Raw genomic sequence first — 14,245 nt, 5'->3', positions numbered from 1 at the left:
GACCGCATGCCCCCGTTCCCCCGGGGGTGCGGGGGCCCGGAGCCCCCGGAAGACGACACAAGTCGAGGAGCGCACGTGGGCCTTGTCGTGCAGAAGTACGGCGGCTCATCCGTTGCGGATGCCGAGGGCATCAAGCGCGTGGCCCGTCGAATCGTTGACGCCAAGAAGGCCGGCCATGAGGTCGTCGTCGTGGTGTCCGCGATGGGCGACACGACGGACGAGCTCATCGAACTCGCGGAGCAGGTGTCACCGCTCCCTGCCGGCCGTGAGTTCGACATGCTGCTGACCGCTGGAGAGCGCATCTCCATGGCGCTGCTGGCCATGGCGATCAAATCCCTGGGTCACGAGGCCCAGTCCTTCACGGGCAGCCAGGCCGGTGTCATCACCGACTCCGTCCACAACAAGGCGCGCATCATCGACGTGACGCCGGGCCGCATCCGCACCGCCCTGGACGAGGGCAACATCGCGATCGTGGCCGGGTTCCAGGGCGTCTCGCAGAGCAGCAAGGACATCACCACGCTGGGCCGCGGCGGGTCGGACACCACCGCCGTCGCGCTCGCCGCCGCGCTCAAGGCCGAGGTCTGCGAGATCTACACCGACGTGGACGGCGTCTTCACCGCCGACCCGCGCGTGGTGAAGAAGGCCCGCAAGATCGACTGGATCGCGTACGAGGACATGCTGGAGCTGGCGTCGTCCGGCTCCAAGGTGCTGCTCGACCGCTGCGTGGAGTACGCGCGGCGCTACAACATCCCGATTCACGTACGCTCGTCCTTCTCGGGTCTCCCCGGGACGATCGTCAGCAACGACAACCCGAACAAGCCCGAAGGGGGCGAGATGGAGCAGGCCATCATCTCCGGAGTCGCCCACGACACCTCGGAGGCCAAGGTCACGGTCGTCGGGGTGCCCGACAAGCCGGGCGAGGCGGCCCGCATCTTCCGCGCCATCGCGGACGCCGAGGTCAACATCGACATGGTGGTGCAGAACGTCTCCGCCGCGTCGACCGGGCTGACCGACATCTCCTTCACCCTGCCGAAGACCGAGGGCCAGAAGGCCATCGACGCGCTCGGCCGGGTCAAGGAGGGCATCGGCTTCGAGTCGCTCCGCTACGACGACGCGATCGGCAAGATCTCCCTGGTCGGCGCCGGCATGCGCTCCAACCCGGGCGTCACCGCGACCTTCTTCGAGGCGCTCTCGGCGGCCGGCGTCAACATCGAGCTGATCTCCACCTCGGAGATCCGCATCTCGGTCGTCACCCGCGCCGACGACGTGCCGGAGGCCGTCCGCGCCGTGCACAGCGCCTTCGGACTGGACAGCGAGTCGGACGAGGCCGTCGTCTACGGGGGCACCGGGCGATGACCCGGCGGCCGAACCTCGCCGTCGTCGGCGCCACCGGCGCGGTCGGCGAGGTGCTGCTCGGCCTGCTCTCGCTCCGCCAGGACGTCTGGGGCGAGGTCCGACTCGTCGCCTCCCCGCGCTCGGCCGGCCGCAAGCCGGTCGTGCGCGGGGAGCCCGTCGAGGTCGTGCCGCTGACGGAGGAGGCCTTCGCGGGGATCGACGTCGCCGTGTTCGCCGTCCCCGACGCGGTCTCCGCCCAGTGGGCGCCGATCGCCGCGGCCAAGGGCGTCGTGGTGGTCGACGACTCCGCGGCCTTCCGCACGGCCGGGGACGTACCGCTGGTCGTCCCCGAGGTCAACGCGGCCGCGCTGCGGATGCGGGCCCGCGGCATCGTCGCCAGCCCCGCCAGCACCACCCTCGCGATGATCGCCGCCGTCGGCGCCCTGCACGCCGAGTACGGGCTGGTGCAGCTCGTCGTCGCCTCCTACCAGGCCGCCTCCGGCGAGGGCCGTGACGGCGAGGCGGCGCTGCGCGAACAGACCGCCCTGGTGGCCGGCGCGGAGCTCGGCCGGCAGACCGGCGACCTGCGCGCGGTGATCGCCGACAACGGGCCGTTCGCGGCCCCGCTCGCCCTCAACGCGGTGCCCTGGACGGGCTTCCTGCGGGACGGCGGGTGGTCCTCGGAGGAGATGGGCATCCGCGACGAGGCCCGCAAGATCCTCGGCCTGCCCGCCCTCAAGGTCTCGGCGACCTGCGTCCGCATCCCGGTCGTGCGCACCCACGCGCTGGCCGTGCACGCGCTGTTCGAACGCGAGGTCACCCAGGAGCACGCGCAGCAGATCCTCCGGGACGCCCCCGGCGTGGTGCTCTACGACGATCCGGCGGCCGGGGAGTTCCCCACCCCCAACGACGTGGTCGGCACCGACCCGGTCTGGGTCGGCCGGGTGCGCCGGGCCCTGGACGAGCCGGACGCGCTCGACCTCTTCCTCTGCGGCGACAACCTGCGCAAGGGCGCGGCGCTGAACCTGCTGCAGATCGCGGAACTGGTGGCCGGTGAGCTGACGGCCGGACAGGCCGCCGAGGACTGACCGGGGCTCAGCGGGGGTGGCGAAACCGCAACCCCTGCCGGGCGGTGGCGGAACCGTAACCCCGGCCCGGGGCGGCGGAACCTTCACCCCCGCCGGAGCGGACCGGGCCCCCGCCGCGTCCGGTCCTCCCCGCCCGCCCGGTACAGCACCTGACGGTCCGGACGGCATCCGGAAGGCGGGCGCGTGTCCGCTCCTCGACACAATCTGTCCGGAATCCCGCTGGAATCCCCTGGAGGCCTCTTCGGCCGATGCGGAAGAATGGCCCCCGGGCTGGGCAACCATGACAGGGGATCGAGTGTCCAACGGGCGTGGCGAACGTGATGGTGGGAGCAGGGGCGGGCATCCCGGCGAGGGCCGTGGTGACCTTCCCCTCGCGTACCCCGCGGCCGGCGAGTAGGCCGGAAGACGACCAGATGACCGCGGTCGCACCCGGTGCGGCGGGCTCCGGCGCCGGCACCGACGCCGGTACCAGCGAGGACCTGCTCACCGAGACCTACCAAGCCCACTACCGCTCCCTGCTGCGGCTCGCCGCCCTGCTCCTGGACGACCTGTCGACCTGTGAGGACGTCGTCCAGGAGGCGTTCATCCGGGTGCACGCCGCCCGCCGCCGGGTCCGTGAACCGGAGAAGACCCTCGCCTACCTGCGGCAGACCGTCGTCAACCTGTCGCGCTCCACGTTGCGCCGGCGGATCCTCGGTCTGCGGCTCCTGCCAAAGCCCATGCCTGACATGGCCAGTGCAGAAGAAGGCGCCTACGATGCGCTGGAGCGCGACCAGTTGAAGGCCGCGCTGCGTGGTCTGCAACGCCGTCAGCGGGAGGTTCTGGTGCTGCGTTACTTCGTGGACATGACGGAGGCGCAGGTCGCTGACACCCTCGGCATCTCGCTCGGGTCCGTGAAGGCCTACGGCTCCCGCGGACTCGCCGCCCTGCGGTCCCAGATGGAGGCCGGACATGGCTGACGGTGCCAGGCAACGGCCCTCCGGCGGCGCCGACGACGGGTTCTCCGCCGAGGAGCGGGCCGTCCGGGACCTGATGCGGCGGGCCGTCGCGGACATCCAGCCCGAACCCGGCGGCCTGCCGCGGATCCGGTACGCCGTACCCCGCCGTCGCGCCGCCCGGCGCGGAGCCTGGACCGGCGCCGCCGCCCTCGCCCTCGCCGTCGCGATCGCCCTGCCCGCCCTGCACGACGGGGAACACCTCGGCCTCTCCGGCGGCCCCGGCTCCGCCGACGCCAAGAGTCCGGCCGCCACCGCCCCCACCGGCACCAGGACCGGCGGCACCACCGGCTCCGGCACACCCCCGCGCACCGGCCCCGGCAGCGGCACCAGCGACACCGCACCACCGTCCGGCACCCCCACCGCCTCGCCCAGCTCCGGCAGCACCACCACCCGCGCCGACGGCACCACCACCGCCCCGGCCCCCGCCACCAGCACCGGCGACAGCCCGATCACCCCGCTCTGCACCCGTGCCGACCTCGGCCAGGGCAGCGCCCAGACCGGCCCCGCCGACTCCGACGGCCGGATCACCGGCTCCTTCACCGTGCTCAACGTCTCCGACCACAGCTGCCGGCTCGGCGGCCCCGGTGCCGTCGCCGTCACGTCCGTGACCGGGATCGACCGCGGCCGGGTCCGCACCGCCGACCGCACCGCCGGCGACCCTGCCGTGACCCTCCCCGCGATGGACGCCGAGCCGCCCGTGCTCGCCCCGCAGGCCGGCTACCGGGTGCCCTTCACCTGGATCCCCGACCGGACCGGCTGCCCCACCCGCGGGAGCGGCACCGCCACCACCACGCCCGCCGGCCAGGGCGGCGCCAACCCCGTCGCCGCCGGCACCCCGGCCCCCGCCGCCACCGGGGCGGCACCCGGCTCCGGCGCCTCGGGGGCCCCCAGCGTCGGGCCCCCGGCCAGTTCGTCCCCCAGTGCCGGGCCGACCACCGTGCCCAGTCCCACCGCCACCGCGACGGCCGGTCCGCCCCCGGCGCCCGCCGGCGCCACCATCGCCCACACCCCCGCCCCCGGCAGCCCCGCGGCCGCCACCGTCACCCTCCCGGTCGGCTGTGGCGGGACGTTCTACCGCGGCGGGGTGCAGGCGGCGGGCGGCGCGGCCGCCCCGCAGCCCTCGGGATCGCCCGCGGCGGGGTGAACCGGCGGCGGCCCGGGGCCGCCGCCTCCGCGCCGTCGGTCCGGCCGCGGCACGCCCCCGCCGTGGCCCCGCCCGTCCGGTCGCCCGGGCCGGCTCCGCCCCGCCGCGGTCCGTGCCGCGGACCCCTGTGGTCGGAGCGGGTGTGAGGACTGGTTACCGTGGGGGGTGTGTACCGGTTCCTCCTGACCCCGCGCTGGCTCGGCGGCACCGCGCTGGCCGTGGCGGCCGTGGCGGTGTGCGTCTGGCTGGGCTCCTGGCAGCTCGGCCGGTTCGAGGACCGGTTCTCCTCCCACCGGGAGGCCGAGCGGACCGTCGCCGCCGCGGGTGATCCCAGGCCGATCGAGAGCCTGCTCAACCAGGCCGCCCCGCAGGTGACCACCGAGACCGTCGGCCAGCCCGTCACGCTGACCGGCGACTACGACCCGGAGCACCAACTGCTCGTCCCGGACCGGGTGGTGGACGGCAGGCAGGGCTACTACGTGCTCACCCCGCTGCGCACCGCCGACGGCCACGTCGCCGCGGTGGTCCGCGGCTGGGCGCCCGGCGAGCCCGCCGGGGGCGCGTCCGCGATCGCGCCGCCGCCGGCCGGGCAGGTGACCGTCACCGGCCGGCTGCAGGCCGGTGAGACCAGCGGCAGCAACGGTGCGGTGGCCGGCGGCCTGCCGGCCGGCCAGCTCGGCACCGTCAACCGGGCGGCACTGCTGAACGCGCTGGCGTACGACGGCTGGTACGACGGCTGGGTGGCGGCGGACGCCGCACCGGCCGGGCTGACCCCGGTGCCCACCGTCCAGCCGCAGGGCGGCGACGGGCTCAGCCTGCGGGCCTTCCAGAACCTGGGCTACACCCTGGAGTGGTTCGTCTTCGGCGGGTTCGTGGTCTTCATGTGGTTCCGCCTGCTGCGTCGCGAGGCGGAGGCGGAGCAGGACCGGGCCCTCGGCTTGGACCCGGTCCTGGACTGACCGCCGCGATCGGCCGCGCGCCGGCCGGTTCGTCGCTCCGACGCGCTCGATGCATCGGCGGTTCGGCGCTCCGACCCGCTCAGCGCTTCGGCGCACCCGGCACGGTGGGTGCGCCCGGCACGGCCGGCGCCGTCGGCACGGGCACGGCGGGGGCGCTGCCCGGCTTGGCCGGGACGCCCGGCACCGCCCCGGGGGAGCCCGGCACCGCACTCGGGGACTCGGTGAACGCCGGCGCGACGTCGCCGCAGCGGCCGCGGCCGCCGTTCACGGTGCCGTCCGAGTCGTAGTGGTCGATGTGGTGGTGCACCGTGCGCCCCGTCTTCGACCCCTTCGAGCCGCTGGACCCGCTCGACCCGCTGGACCCGCTGGAGCCCTTCGACCCGGACGAGCCCTTGGACCCGCTCGACCCCTTGCCGCTCCTGGCGGGCAGGACCACCGGGGCGTCCCCCTCGGACGGCTGGTAGACCGCCGGCCGCACGACCGTGCCCGCGCCCGGCCGGGCCGCCCCCCACGCGCCCGAGCGGGTCGCGGTGGAGGCCGGTGCCTTCGGCACCGCCGCGGTCGGCGGGGCCGAGGGGGCCGACGGGACCGCGGGCGTCACCGTGCCCGACGGGCCGGGCGCCGCGGGTGCGGCCGGCGGCGGGCAGGACGCCAGGTCGTCGGACCGGCCGGAACAGCCGGTGAGCACCAGGGCCCCGACCGCCGCCACCCCCGCGACCACCAGCAGGCGTCTCACACCGTCCCCCCGCCACCGAGGTGCCGCCGGACGAAGTCGATCTCCAGCCGCAGCTGCTTGATCCGCTCCTCCACCACCAGCGACCCGTGCCCGGCGTCGTACCGGTAGACCTCGTGCGGCGTGCCCAGCCGCTCCAGCCGCTCGACGTAGTTCTCGATCTGCCGGATCGGGCAGCGCGGGTCGTTGACCCCGGCGCTGATGTAGACCGGCACCCGCACCCGGTCGACGTAGCTGAGCGGCGAGGAGGCGGTGAAACGCTCCGGGACCTCCTCGGGGGTGCCGCCGAAGAGGGTGCGGTCCAGCGACTTCAGCGCCTCCATCTCGTCGGCGTACGCGGTGTGGTAGTCCGCGACGGGCACCGCGGCCACGCCCAGCGCCCAGGCGTCCGGCTGGACCCCGAGGCCGAGCAGGGTGAGGTAGCCACCCCAGCTGCCGCCGGTGAGCACGAGCCGCTGCGGGTCGGCGAGGCCGCTGGTGACGGCCCACTCGCGGACGGCCGCGATGTCCTCCAGCTCGATCAGGCCGACCCGCTCGCGCAGGGCGTCCGTCCAGGCCTGGCCGTAGCCGGTGGAGCCGCGGTAGTTGACCCGGACGACCGCGAAGCCGTGGTCCAGCCAGGCGGCCGGCCCGGCGGCGAAGGAGTCGCTGTCGTGGTGGGTGGGGCCGCCGTGGATCTCGAACACCGTCGGGTGGGGGCCCTCGCCCGCGCCGGCCGGCCGCTGCACGAGCGCGTGCACCCGCCCGCCGGGCCCGTCCACCCAGACGTCCTCGACCGGGACGGAGCCGGGCGGCACCGCGCCGGGCGCCCGCAGCACGACCGCCCCGGCGGTGGAGCGGACGGCGGAGGGCTCGGCCGCGGAGGACCACAGGTACTCGACGGTGCCGTCCGGACGGGCGGTGGCGCCGCCGACCGTGCCGCGCGGGGTGTCCAGGCGGGTCAGCCGGCCGTCCGCCAGCGCGTACGAGAACAGCTCGCTGCGCGCCTCGTACTCGTGCTCGACGAGCAGCTCCGCCGCGCCGGGCCGCCACTGGGCGGAGACGTCGCCGGGCAGCGCGCGCCCCTGCTCGTCGCGCAGCGGCAGCGCGGTCTCGGCGCCGGTGGCGACGTCCCAGATCATCGGCTCCCAGCGGCCGGTGCGCTGGTGCGCGACCAGCAGCCGGGTGTCGCCCTCGACGGGGGCGAAGCCGAGGCAGGCCACGCCGCGCGGCTCGTCGCGGCCGGTGACCTCGTCGAGCTCGGCGACGGTCGTGCCGTCGGCGAGGCGGACGACGCGGATCGCCGAGTGCATCGCGTCGCCGTGCTCGGTGTGGTCGATGGCCAGCAGCGCGCTGTCGTGGCTGATGTCGCCGACGCCGCCGTACTCCTCGTGCCGGTAGATCTCGACGGCCGCGGCCGCGCCGGGGCGCCACAGGTGCAGGGTGGTGCCGTCCTCGTCGGTGGACCGGCCGACGACCACGGTGCCGTCACGGCCGAGCGCCAGGCCCGCCGAGTAGGAGGCGGCGAGGCCGGGCACGGCCTCCTCGTCGGGGCCGCCGGCGAAGGGCTGGCGGCGCCAGACGCCGAACTCGTCCCCGTCGTGGTCGTCGAACCACCACACCGACTCGCCGTCGGGGGCCAGCTCGGCGTCGGTGGTGCCGTTCGGACGGTCGGTGACCTGGCGGTGGGTGCCGGTGGCACGGTCCCAGGCGTAGACCTCGTAGGTGCCGGTCGCGTTGGACACGTACAGCGCCCGGTCGGGGGCGTCCTCCGCCCAGTCGGGCAGTGACACGCGTGCCGCCCTGAACCGCTGCTCCCATGCCGGGACGGCGCTCTTCTCCTCGCTCATCCGACCATCCAACCCGATCGGGGGGACGGAACGGAACGGGCGGGTGGCTCCCGCCCGCCCGCCCGCACCGTTCCGCCCCCTCGGCGCCCCGCCGCCGGGGCCCGCCCGCGCCGCTCACGCCCGGCGCGGCAGCAGCCTGACCAGGCCCACCAGCACCAGCTCCAGCACCGCCAGCGCCGTCACGCTGCGGCCGAACGCCGCCACCGGATCCCCCGCCCCGTAGTACAGGAGTCCGATCAGGGCGATGCCGAGAGCCCCGCCGACCTGCTGCACGGTGGCCAGCACCCCGGCGGCCGAACCCGCCAGCCGCGGCTCCACCCCGGCCAGCACCACGGAGGTCACCGGCGCGATCACCAGGCCCATTCCGAGGCCGTCCACGAAGAGCCCCGGCGCCAGCCACCACACCCCGGCCGCCGGGGCCCCGTACACCGCGAGGGCGAGCAGGCCCAGGCCGGCGGCCATCGACAGCCCGCCGAGGGTGATCGTCCGCGGCCCGCCGAGCCGCTCCGCCACCCGGTGCACGGCGTTGGACGTGATCAGGTAGCCGACGCCGATCGCCGTGAACACCAGCCCGGCGCCGAACGCGTCCAGGCCGCGGCCCAGCTGCAGGTGCAGGGCGAGCACCAGGAAGAACGAGGCCTGGCCGAGCCAGAAGGCCAGCTGGGCGAGCAGCCCGGCGCCGAACGCCCTGCTCCGGAACAGCCCGGTGTCGACCAGCGGGGAGCCGGTCGCCCGGGTGCGGTGCTGGTGCACGGCGAAACCGGCCAGCAGGGCCGCCGAACCGGCCAGGCAGAGCAGCGTCCACGACGGCCAGCCCAGCTGCGGGCCCTGGATCAGCGGCAGCACCAGGCCGGTCAGCGCGGCGGTGACCAGCAGCACGCCGACCGGATCCAGACCCGGCCGCCGCGGCGCCCGCGACTCCGGCAGGCACCGGCGCACCAGGACGAGGGCGGCCAGGCCGACCGGCAGGTTGATCAGGAAGCAGCTGCGCCAGCCGAGGCCGAGCACGTCGGCCCGGATCAGCAGCCCGCCGATCAACTGGCCGAACACCGCGCCGACGCCCATCGTCAGCCCGTACCGGGCGAACGCCCGGGCCTGCGCGGCGCCGCTGAACGCCGTCCGCAGGATCGCCAGCACCTGCGGGCCCATCAGGGCCGCCGCCAGCCCCTGCGCGACCCGGGCGCCGACCAGCGCGGCGGCGGTCGGGGCGAAGCCGCAGCCCGCGGAGGCGAGGGTGAACAGGGCCAGCCCGAGGCCGAACACCCGTCGGCGGCCGTAGCGGTCGCCGAGCCGGCCGGCGGTGACCAGGCCGGCCGCGAGGGCCAGGCTGAACCCGGCCATCACCCACTGGACGACGGCCGGTCCGGCGCCCAGGTCGGCCTGGAGGGACGGGACGGCGACGTTGACGACGAAGACGTCGAGGGAGGTCATGAAGGTGGCGGCCAGGACGACCGGCAGCAGACCGGGCGGGGCGCCGGGGCGGCTCGCGGCGGGTCGGTCCTCGGCGCTCGTGCTCCCGGTGGATCGCCTGGCGGCGGGTCGGTGGGCGAGGTCGGGGGCGGTGCTCATCGGGCTCTCCTCGGTGGGGCGGGGCCAGGGGCAGGGCCAGGGGTCGTCGGCGGGGGCGGGGCGTGGCGCCCGGGGGCGGTGGGGGTCGCCCCCGGGCGCCCCCGGCCGGGGTGGGGCGCCCGGGCGGTCGGGGCGCGGCCGGTGTCGGGTGCGCGGGCCGGCGTCCGTCAGGAGTCCGGGTCGGCGTCAGGCACCCGGGACGCGGTCCAGGAAGCCGTACACCGCGCCGATCCGGCCGTCCGGCGTGGCGACCAGCACGTCGAAGCCGATCACCACCGGCTCGGCGCCGGCCGGTCCGAGCAGCCAGGTGAACCGGGCGACGTCGTGGTGCGCGTCCACCGGGCCCAGGGTGAACTCCAGCCCGGGGAACTGCGCCTGGGCCGCGCCGATCAGCGCGTCGACGGCGTCCCGGCCGGTCACGGCGGCCAGCGGGTCGGTGTAGCCGCCGTCCTCGGCCCACACCTCGTCGACCAGCTTGCGGCGGGCGGCCGGGTCGGTCTCGTTCCAGACGGCCAGGTAGCGCTCGGCGAGCTGCTGGAGGGTGCCGGCGGTGATCTCGGTCATGGTCATCTCCCGTGTTCCGGTGGGGTGTTGGGCGGTCGTTCCCGCTGCACACCACGGTAGGGACGGGCCGGCGCGGGCGAATCGGTCACGTATCGGCAAGGGGGTGCGTAACCCGGCGCTGCGGGGTACGTAGGTGTGCGGCCCGTCGCCGCCGCCGCGCCGCCCGTCGCGATCCCGGTCCCCGCCCGCGCCGCCCGTCGCGATCCCGTCCGCACCGTCCCCGTCCGCCCGCGCCGCCCCGGTCCCCGCTCGGTAGGGTCGGGGGATGCTGTACGGGAGGGAACACGAACAGGCTGCCGTGGACGGACTGTTGGCCACGGCGCGCGGCGGCGGCAGCGGAGTGCTGCTGCTCCGCGGGGAGCCGGGCATCGGCAAGACCGCGCTGCTGGAGCACGCCGTCGCCCGGGCGGGGGAGGCGTTCCGGGTGGTCCGGGCGGCCGGCGTCGAGTACGAGGCCGAGCTGCCCTTCGCCGGCCTGAGCCTGCTGCTGGCGCCAGGTCTGGACCGGCTGGAGGTCCTGCCGGCCCCTCAACGGCGCGCGCTGGAGGCGGCGTTCGGGCTCGGCGACGGGCACGCCCCGGCGCCGGCCGACCGGCTGCTGACCGGGCTCGCCACCCTCGGCCTGCTCGCCGAACTCGCCTCCGAACGGCCGCTGCTGTGCGTCGTCGACGACCTGCAGTGGCTGGACCGCGCCTCCCTGGACGCCCTGCTGCTGGCGGCCCGCCGGCTCCAGGCCGAGGGGGTGGCCCTGCTGCTCGCCGCCCGCACCGGCGGCACCGCGCCGGACCTCCCGGCCACCGGCTTCCCCGAGGTCCACCTGGCCGGCCTGCCCGCGCCCGACGCCGTGCGACTGCTGGAGCACCGGGCCGGCCCCGGCCTGCCCGCCGCCGTCCGCGGCCGGCTGCTCGCCGAGGCGGCCGGCAACCCGCTCGCCCTCACCGAACTCCCCGTCGCCGTGGCCGCGCAGACGCCCGCCGCCGGGGCCGGGACGGCCGGAGCGGGCTCCCCGTCGCCGGCCCCGGGCGGCCTGCCGCTCACCAGCCGGCTGCTGATCGCCTTCCACGGCCAGGTGACCGGACTGCCCCCGGCCACCCAGACCCTGCTGCTGGTCGCCGCCGCCGAGGAGAGCGGCGCACTGGACGTCGTGCTGCCCGCCGCGGCCGCCCTCGGCGTCCCCGCCGAACACCTGGGCCCCGCCGAGGAGTCGGGCCTGGTGACGGTCGCGCCCGACCGGCGGATCGCCTTCCGGCACCCGCTCCTGCGCGCCGCCATCCTGCAACGCGCCCCGCACCACCAGCGACTGACCGCCCACCGGGCCGTCGCCGGGGCGCTCCCGGACGGCGACCGCCGCACCTGGCACCTCGCCCTCGCCGCCACCGCCCCCGACGCCGCCCTCGCCGACGCCCTGGAACGCACCGCCGTCCGCGCCGGGGCCCGCGGCGCCCACGGCGCGGCCGCGGCGTACGAGCGGGCTGCCCGGCTCACCCCGGACCGCGACGGCGCCACCCGCCGCCTCGTCCTGGCCGCCGAAGCCGCCACCGAGGAGGGGAGGCTGGCGCAGGCCGAGGCGCTCGCCGAGGAGGCCGGCGGACGCACCGACAGCGCCCTGGCGCACGCCCTGCTGGACCAGGTCCGGGCCACCGCGCACTTCTGGCGCGGCTCCTACCCGACCGCCCACCGGCTGCTGCTGGACGCCGCCACCGGGGTCGCGGCGCCGCACGCCGCCCGGATGCTGTTCCAGGCCTTCCACGCCGCCTGGTACGCGGGGGAGGAGCCGGTGGTCGCCGTCCTCGACCGGCTGGCCGCGCTACCGCTCGCCGAGGACGACCCGCTCACCCCGCTCGCCCGCCACCTGCCCGCCGCAGTGCTCCCCGCCCTCGGCCACCCGGGCCCCGGCCACCCGGCCCCCGCCCGCCGGCAGCCGCCCACCGCCCGCGACACCGCCGCGGCCGCCCGCGGGGCCGGTGCCGAGTCCCCCGCCGACCTCGTCCAGCTCTGTGGCGCCACCCTGATCCTCGGCCGCGACGAGGAGACCGCCGAACTCGGCGGCGAGCTCGTCGCCGAGGCCCGCGCCAAGGGCGCCGTCGGCGTGATGCCGACCCTCCAGTTCTTCCTCGCCGAGGCCGAACTCTTCCACGGCCGGCACCGCGACGCCGAGCTCACCGCCACCGAGGCGCTCGCCCTCGCCCGGGACACCGGGCAGCACCAGTGGGTGAGCCAACTCACCGCGCTGCTCGCCTACCTGGCCGCCCTGGACGGCGCCGAGGACCGCTGCACCGGGCTCGTCGCCGAGTCCCTGGCCACCACCGGCCCGCAGACCGCCGCCCCCGCCGCCGGCCTCCCCTGGGCGCACTGGGCGCTCGCCCTGCTCGACCTCGGCCACGGCCGGGCCGGCGCCGCCGCCGACCGACTGCACACCCTCACCAGCGGGCCGCACCGGCACCACGTCAGCGCCACCCGCGCCGTCCCCGACCTCGTCGAGGCCGCGGTCCGGCTCGGCGCCCCGGATCGGGCGGCCGAGGCCTACGAGCGCTTCGCCCGCTGGAGCGCCGCCGCCGACCGCCCCTGGACGGAGGCCCTCCGGCTCCGCTGCCAGGCACTCCTGGGCCCCGACGAGCTCGCCGAGTCCGCCTACCGAGCCGCCCTCGACCTGCACGGGTCCGCGAACCGGCCCTTCGAACAGGCCCGCACCGCCCTCCTCTACGGCGAGTGGCTGCGCCGCTCCCGCCGCCGCACCGACGCCCGCCCCCACCTGCGCGCCGCCCTGGAGACCTTCGAACGCCTCGCCGCCCACCCCTGGGCCGCCCGCGCCCGCACCGAACTCACCGCCACCGGCACCCCGGCCCCCGCCCCGGCCGACACCCCGCACGCCTCGCCGCTGACCCCCCAGGAGCTCCAGATCGCCCGCCTGGCCGCCCGCGGCCTCACCAACCGGGAGATCGCCGCCCAACTCTTCCTCAGCCCCCGTACCGTCGCCCACCACCTCTACAAGGCCTACCCCAAACTCGGCATCACCTCGCGCGCCGAGCTCCCCGCCGCGCTCTGACCCGGCCCCACCCACGCCGAGGGCCCCCGCCGGATCCGTCCGGCGGGGGCCCTGAGCCACAGTCATGCTGTCGGTCGCGCAACGACGACAGAGGCCCTGCCGGATTTCTCCGGCAGGGCCTCTGCACTGGGTCGGGGTGGCGGGATTTGAACCCACGGCCTCTTCGTCCCGAAGCAACCTGGGCACCCGCCCGACCTCGGCGCGCAGTGCGGCTGACCTGCCCGAACGGTCCCTGGGTGTCCGTGGCCGTCTGCCAAAGTGCGGACCCGTTGTAGCGCAGTTAGACACTCACCCCACGCCGGTTCTTGCGATGTGAGGGCCAGCACTAGCGGCGGCAGTAGAGGCTTCCGAACTCGGAAAGCTGCTGTAACTGTTCCTCGATCCGATAGGGAGGATGCCAGCCGCTCCCACACGCCAAGACAGTACCGTTGCTGCCTCGATACTCGGCTACAACTCCCCCATGATGGCTACACGCTCCACGTCGGCCGAGTGCATCTGATCCCGACCCATCTGCGCAGTGTGAGCCCTGGTAGCTCCACGTGACCGCTGTGTAGGCGCGAGTGGGCGTCGAAGTGGCTACGACCCCTGCAGTCGGCTGAGCAGCCGGATCGTTGTCCCACCCTTGAACGCGGGCAAGGATCGGCAGGACAACAAAGAGCCAGAGTGCGAACAGCGACAGCGCACCGAGGCAGCAACCTCTAAGAAGCACTGAAGCTGCATGGATCGGGTGCTTGCAGGCGGCTCGAAAGGCGGCTCTCACGGTTGATATGAACCGGTTTGACACGACATCCTCGCCATGTTGTGGGCTATACCTCAAGTCCCGGATTGGCGCGCACTGTAGCAGCGGGCGGCGGAGCGGCTTTGGCCGGTGTCCTGTCCGGTCTAGGGCCGGGCGTGATCGCCTTGTGAGCGGCCTCAATCATGCGATCGGCGATCCTGCAGTTCCATGCGCTAGCACGGGACGAAAAGGGGCGCCAAAA

At 75.8% G+C, this 14,245-nt stretch carries 11 protein-coding genes; 7 read left to right on the top strand and 4 right to left on the bottom strand.

Annotated features, from left to right (window positions below; translation table 11 throughout):
* Positions 1-75: 75 nt before the first annotated feature.
* The 5 genes from AB0N04_RS07770 to AB0N04_RS07750 all read left to right on the top strand — a co-directional run bounded on the left by AB0N04_RS07770 (position 76) and on the right by AB0N04_RS07750 (position 5,524).
* On the top strand, positions 76-1,356 hold the full coding sequence (locus AB0N04_RS07770; RefSeq protein WP_360205574.1) for an aspartate kinase: 1,281 nt from the start codon (positions 76-78) through the stop codon (positions 1,354-1,356).
* Complete coding sequence (locus AB0N04_RS07765; RefSeq protein WP_360205571.1) at positions 1,353-2,423, top strand: aspartate-semialdehyde dehydrogenase; 1,071 nt, start codon at positions 1,353-1,355, stop codon at positions 2,421-2,423. The genes AB0N04_RS07770 and AB0N04_RS07765 overlap by 4 nt, the downstream gene beginning before the upstream one ends.
* A 413-nt stretch (positions 2,424-2,836) precedes the next feature.
* On the top strand, positions 2,837-3,382 hold the full coding sequence (locus tag AB0N04_RS07760) for a SigE family RNA polymerase sigma factor (protein WP_360205568.1): 546 nt from the start codon (positions 2,837-2,839) through the stop codon (positions 3,380-3,382).
* The gene (locus AB0N04_RS07755; RefSeq protein WP_360205565.1) at positions 3,375-4,565 is read left to right on the top strand and encodes a hypothetical protein; all 1,191 of its coding nucleotides are present in this window, start codon (positions 3,375-3,377) and stop codon (positions 4,563-4,565) included. Before AB0N04_RS07760 ends, AB0N04_RS07755 begins: the two co-directional genes overlap by 8 nt.
* A gap of 167 nt (positions 4,566-4,732) precedes the next feature.
* Positions 4,733-5,524, top strand: a complete 792-nt coding sequence (locus tag AB0N04_RS07750; RefSeq protein WP_360205562.1) for an SURF1 family protein — start codon at positions 4,733-4,735, stop codon at positions 5,522-5,524.
* A 79-nt stretch (positions 5,525-5,603) separates the two neighbouring features.
* On the opposite strand, the gene AB0N04_RS07745 is transcribed toward AB0N04_RS07750, so the two are convergent.
* Entirely contained in the window at positions 5,604-5,831 is a 228-nt protein-coding gene (locus AB0N04_RS07745) for a hypothetical protein (protein ID WP_360205559.1), read from the bottom strand.
* Between the two features lies 1 nt (position 5,832).
* Here AB0N04_RS07745 and AB0N04_RS07740 point away from each other — a divergent pair, with 1 nt between their 5' ends.
* Positions 5,833-5,988 (top strand): hypothetical protein, encoded by a 156-nt coding sequence (locus AB0N04_RS07740; RefSeq protein ID WP_360205556.1) that lies wholly within the window; start codon positions 5,833-5,835, stop codon positions 5,986-5,988.
* A gap of 268 nt (positions 5,989-6,256) precedes the next feature.
* On the opposite strand, the gene AB0N04_RS07735 is transcribed toward AB0N04_RS07740, so the two are convergent.
* From AB0N04_RS07735 to AB0N04_RS07725, 3 genes are all read right to left on the bottom strand, one after another.
* Entirely contained in the window at positions 6,257-8,086 is a 1,830-nt protein-coding gene (locus tag AB0N04_RS07735; RefSeq protein WP_360205553.1) for a prolyl oligopeptidase family serine peptidase, read from the bottom strand.
* 114 nt (positions 8,087-8,200) lie between these two features.
* On the bottom strand, positions 8,201-9,655 hold the full coding sequence (locus AB0N04_RS07730) for an MFS transporter (protein ID WP_360205551.1): 1,455 nt from the start codon (positions 9,653-9,655) through the stop codon (positions 8,201-8,203).
* A gap of 186 nt (positions 9,656-9,841) precedes the next feature.
* Positions 9,842-10,219, bottom strand: a complete 378-nt coding sequence (locus AB0N04_RS07725) for a nuclear transport factor 2 family protein (protein ID WP_360205549.1) — start codon at positions 10,217-10,219, stop codon at positions 9,842-9,844.
* A 265-nt stretch (positions 10,220-10,484) separates the two neighbouring features.
* Between AB0N04_RS07725 and AB0N04_RS07720 the strand changes: the two genes are divergently transcribed.
* On the top strand, positions 10,485-13,265 hold the full coding sequence (locus AB0N04_RS07720; protein ID WP_360205546.1) for an AAA family ATPase: 2,781 nt from the start codon (positions 10,485-10,487) through the stop codon (positions 13,263-13,265).
* Positions 13,266-14,245: the final 980 nt, after the last annotated feature.

Origin of the sequence: Kitasatospora sp. NPDC051702 (assembly GCF_040681575.1) — a bacterium.
Taxonomy (GTDB): Bacteria; Actinomycetota; Actinomycetes; order Streptomycetales; family Streptomycetaceae; genus Kitasatospora.
The sequence above is the reverse complement of the archived record's forward strand: the minus strand, read 5'-3'. Positions and strand labels throughout refer to the sequence as shown.

Bases quoted from the DNA above. Each gene is read 5' to 3' on its own strand.
- AB0N04_RS07765 (WP_360205571.1), top strand. From the start codon at position 1,353: ATGACCCGGCGGCCGAACCTCGCCGTCGTCGGCGCCACCGGCGCGGTC.
- AB0N04_RS07760 (WP_360205568.1), top strand. From the start codon at position 2,837: ATGACCGCGGTCGCACCCGGTGCGGCGGGCTCCGGCGCCGGCACCGAC.
- AB0N04_RS07755 (WP_360205565.1), top strand. From the start codon at position 3,375: ATGGCTGACGGTGCCAGGCAACGGCCCTCCGGCGGCGCCGACGACGGG.
- AB0N04_RS07735 (WP_360205553.1), bottom strand. From the start codon at position 8,086: ATGAGCGAGGAGAAGAGCGCCGTCCCGGCATGGGAGCAGCGGTTCAGG.
- AB0N04_RS07730 (WP_360205551.1), bottom strand. From the start codon at position 9,655: ATGAGCACCGCCCCCGACCTCGCCCACCGACCCGCCGCCAGGCGATCC.
- AB0N04_RS07725 (WP_360205549.1), bottom strand. From the start codon at position 10,219: ATGACCGAGATCACCGCCGGCACCCTCCAGCAGCTCGCCGAGCGCTAC.
- AB0N04_RS07720 (WP_360205546.1), top strand. From the start codon at position 10,485: ATGCTGTACGGGAGGGAACACGAACAGGCTGCCGTGGACGGACTGTTG.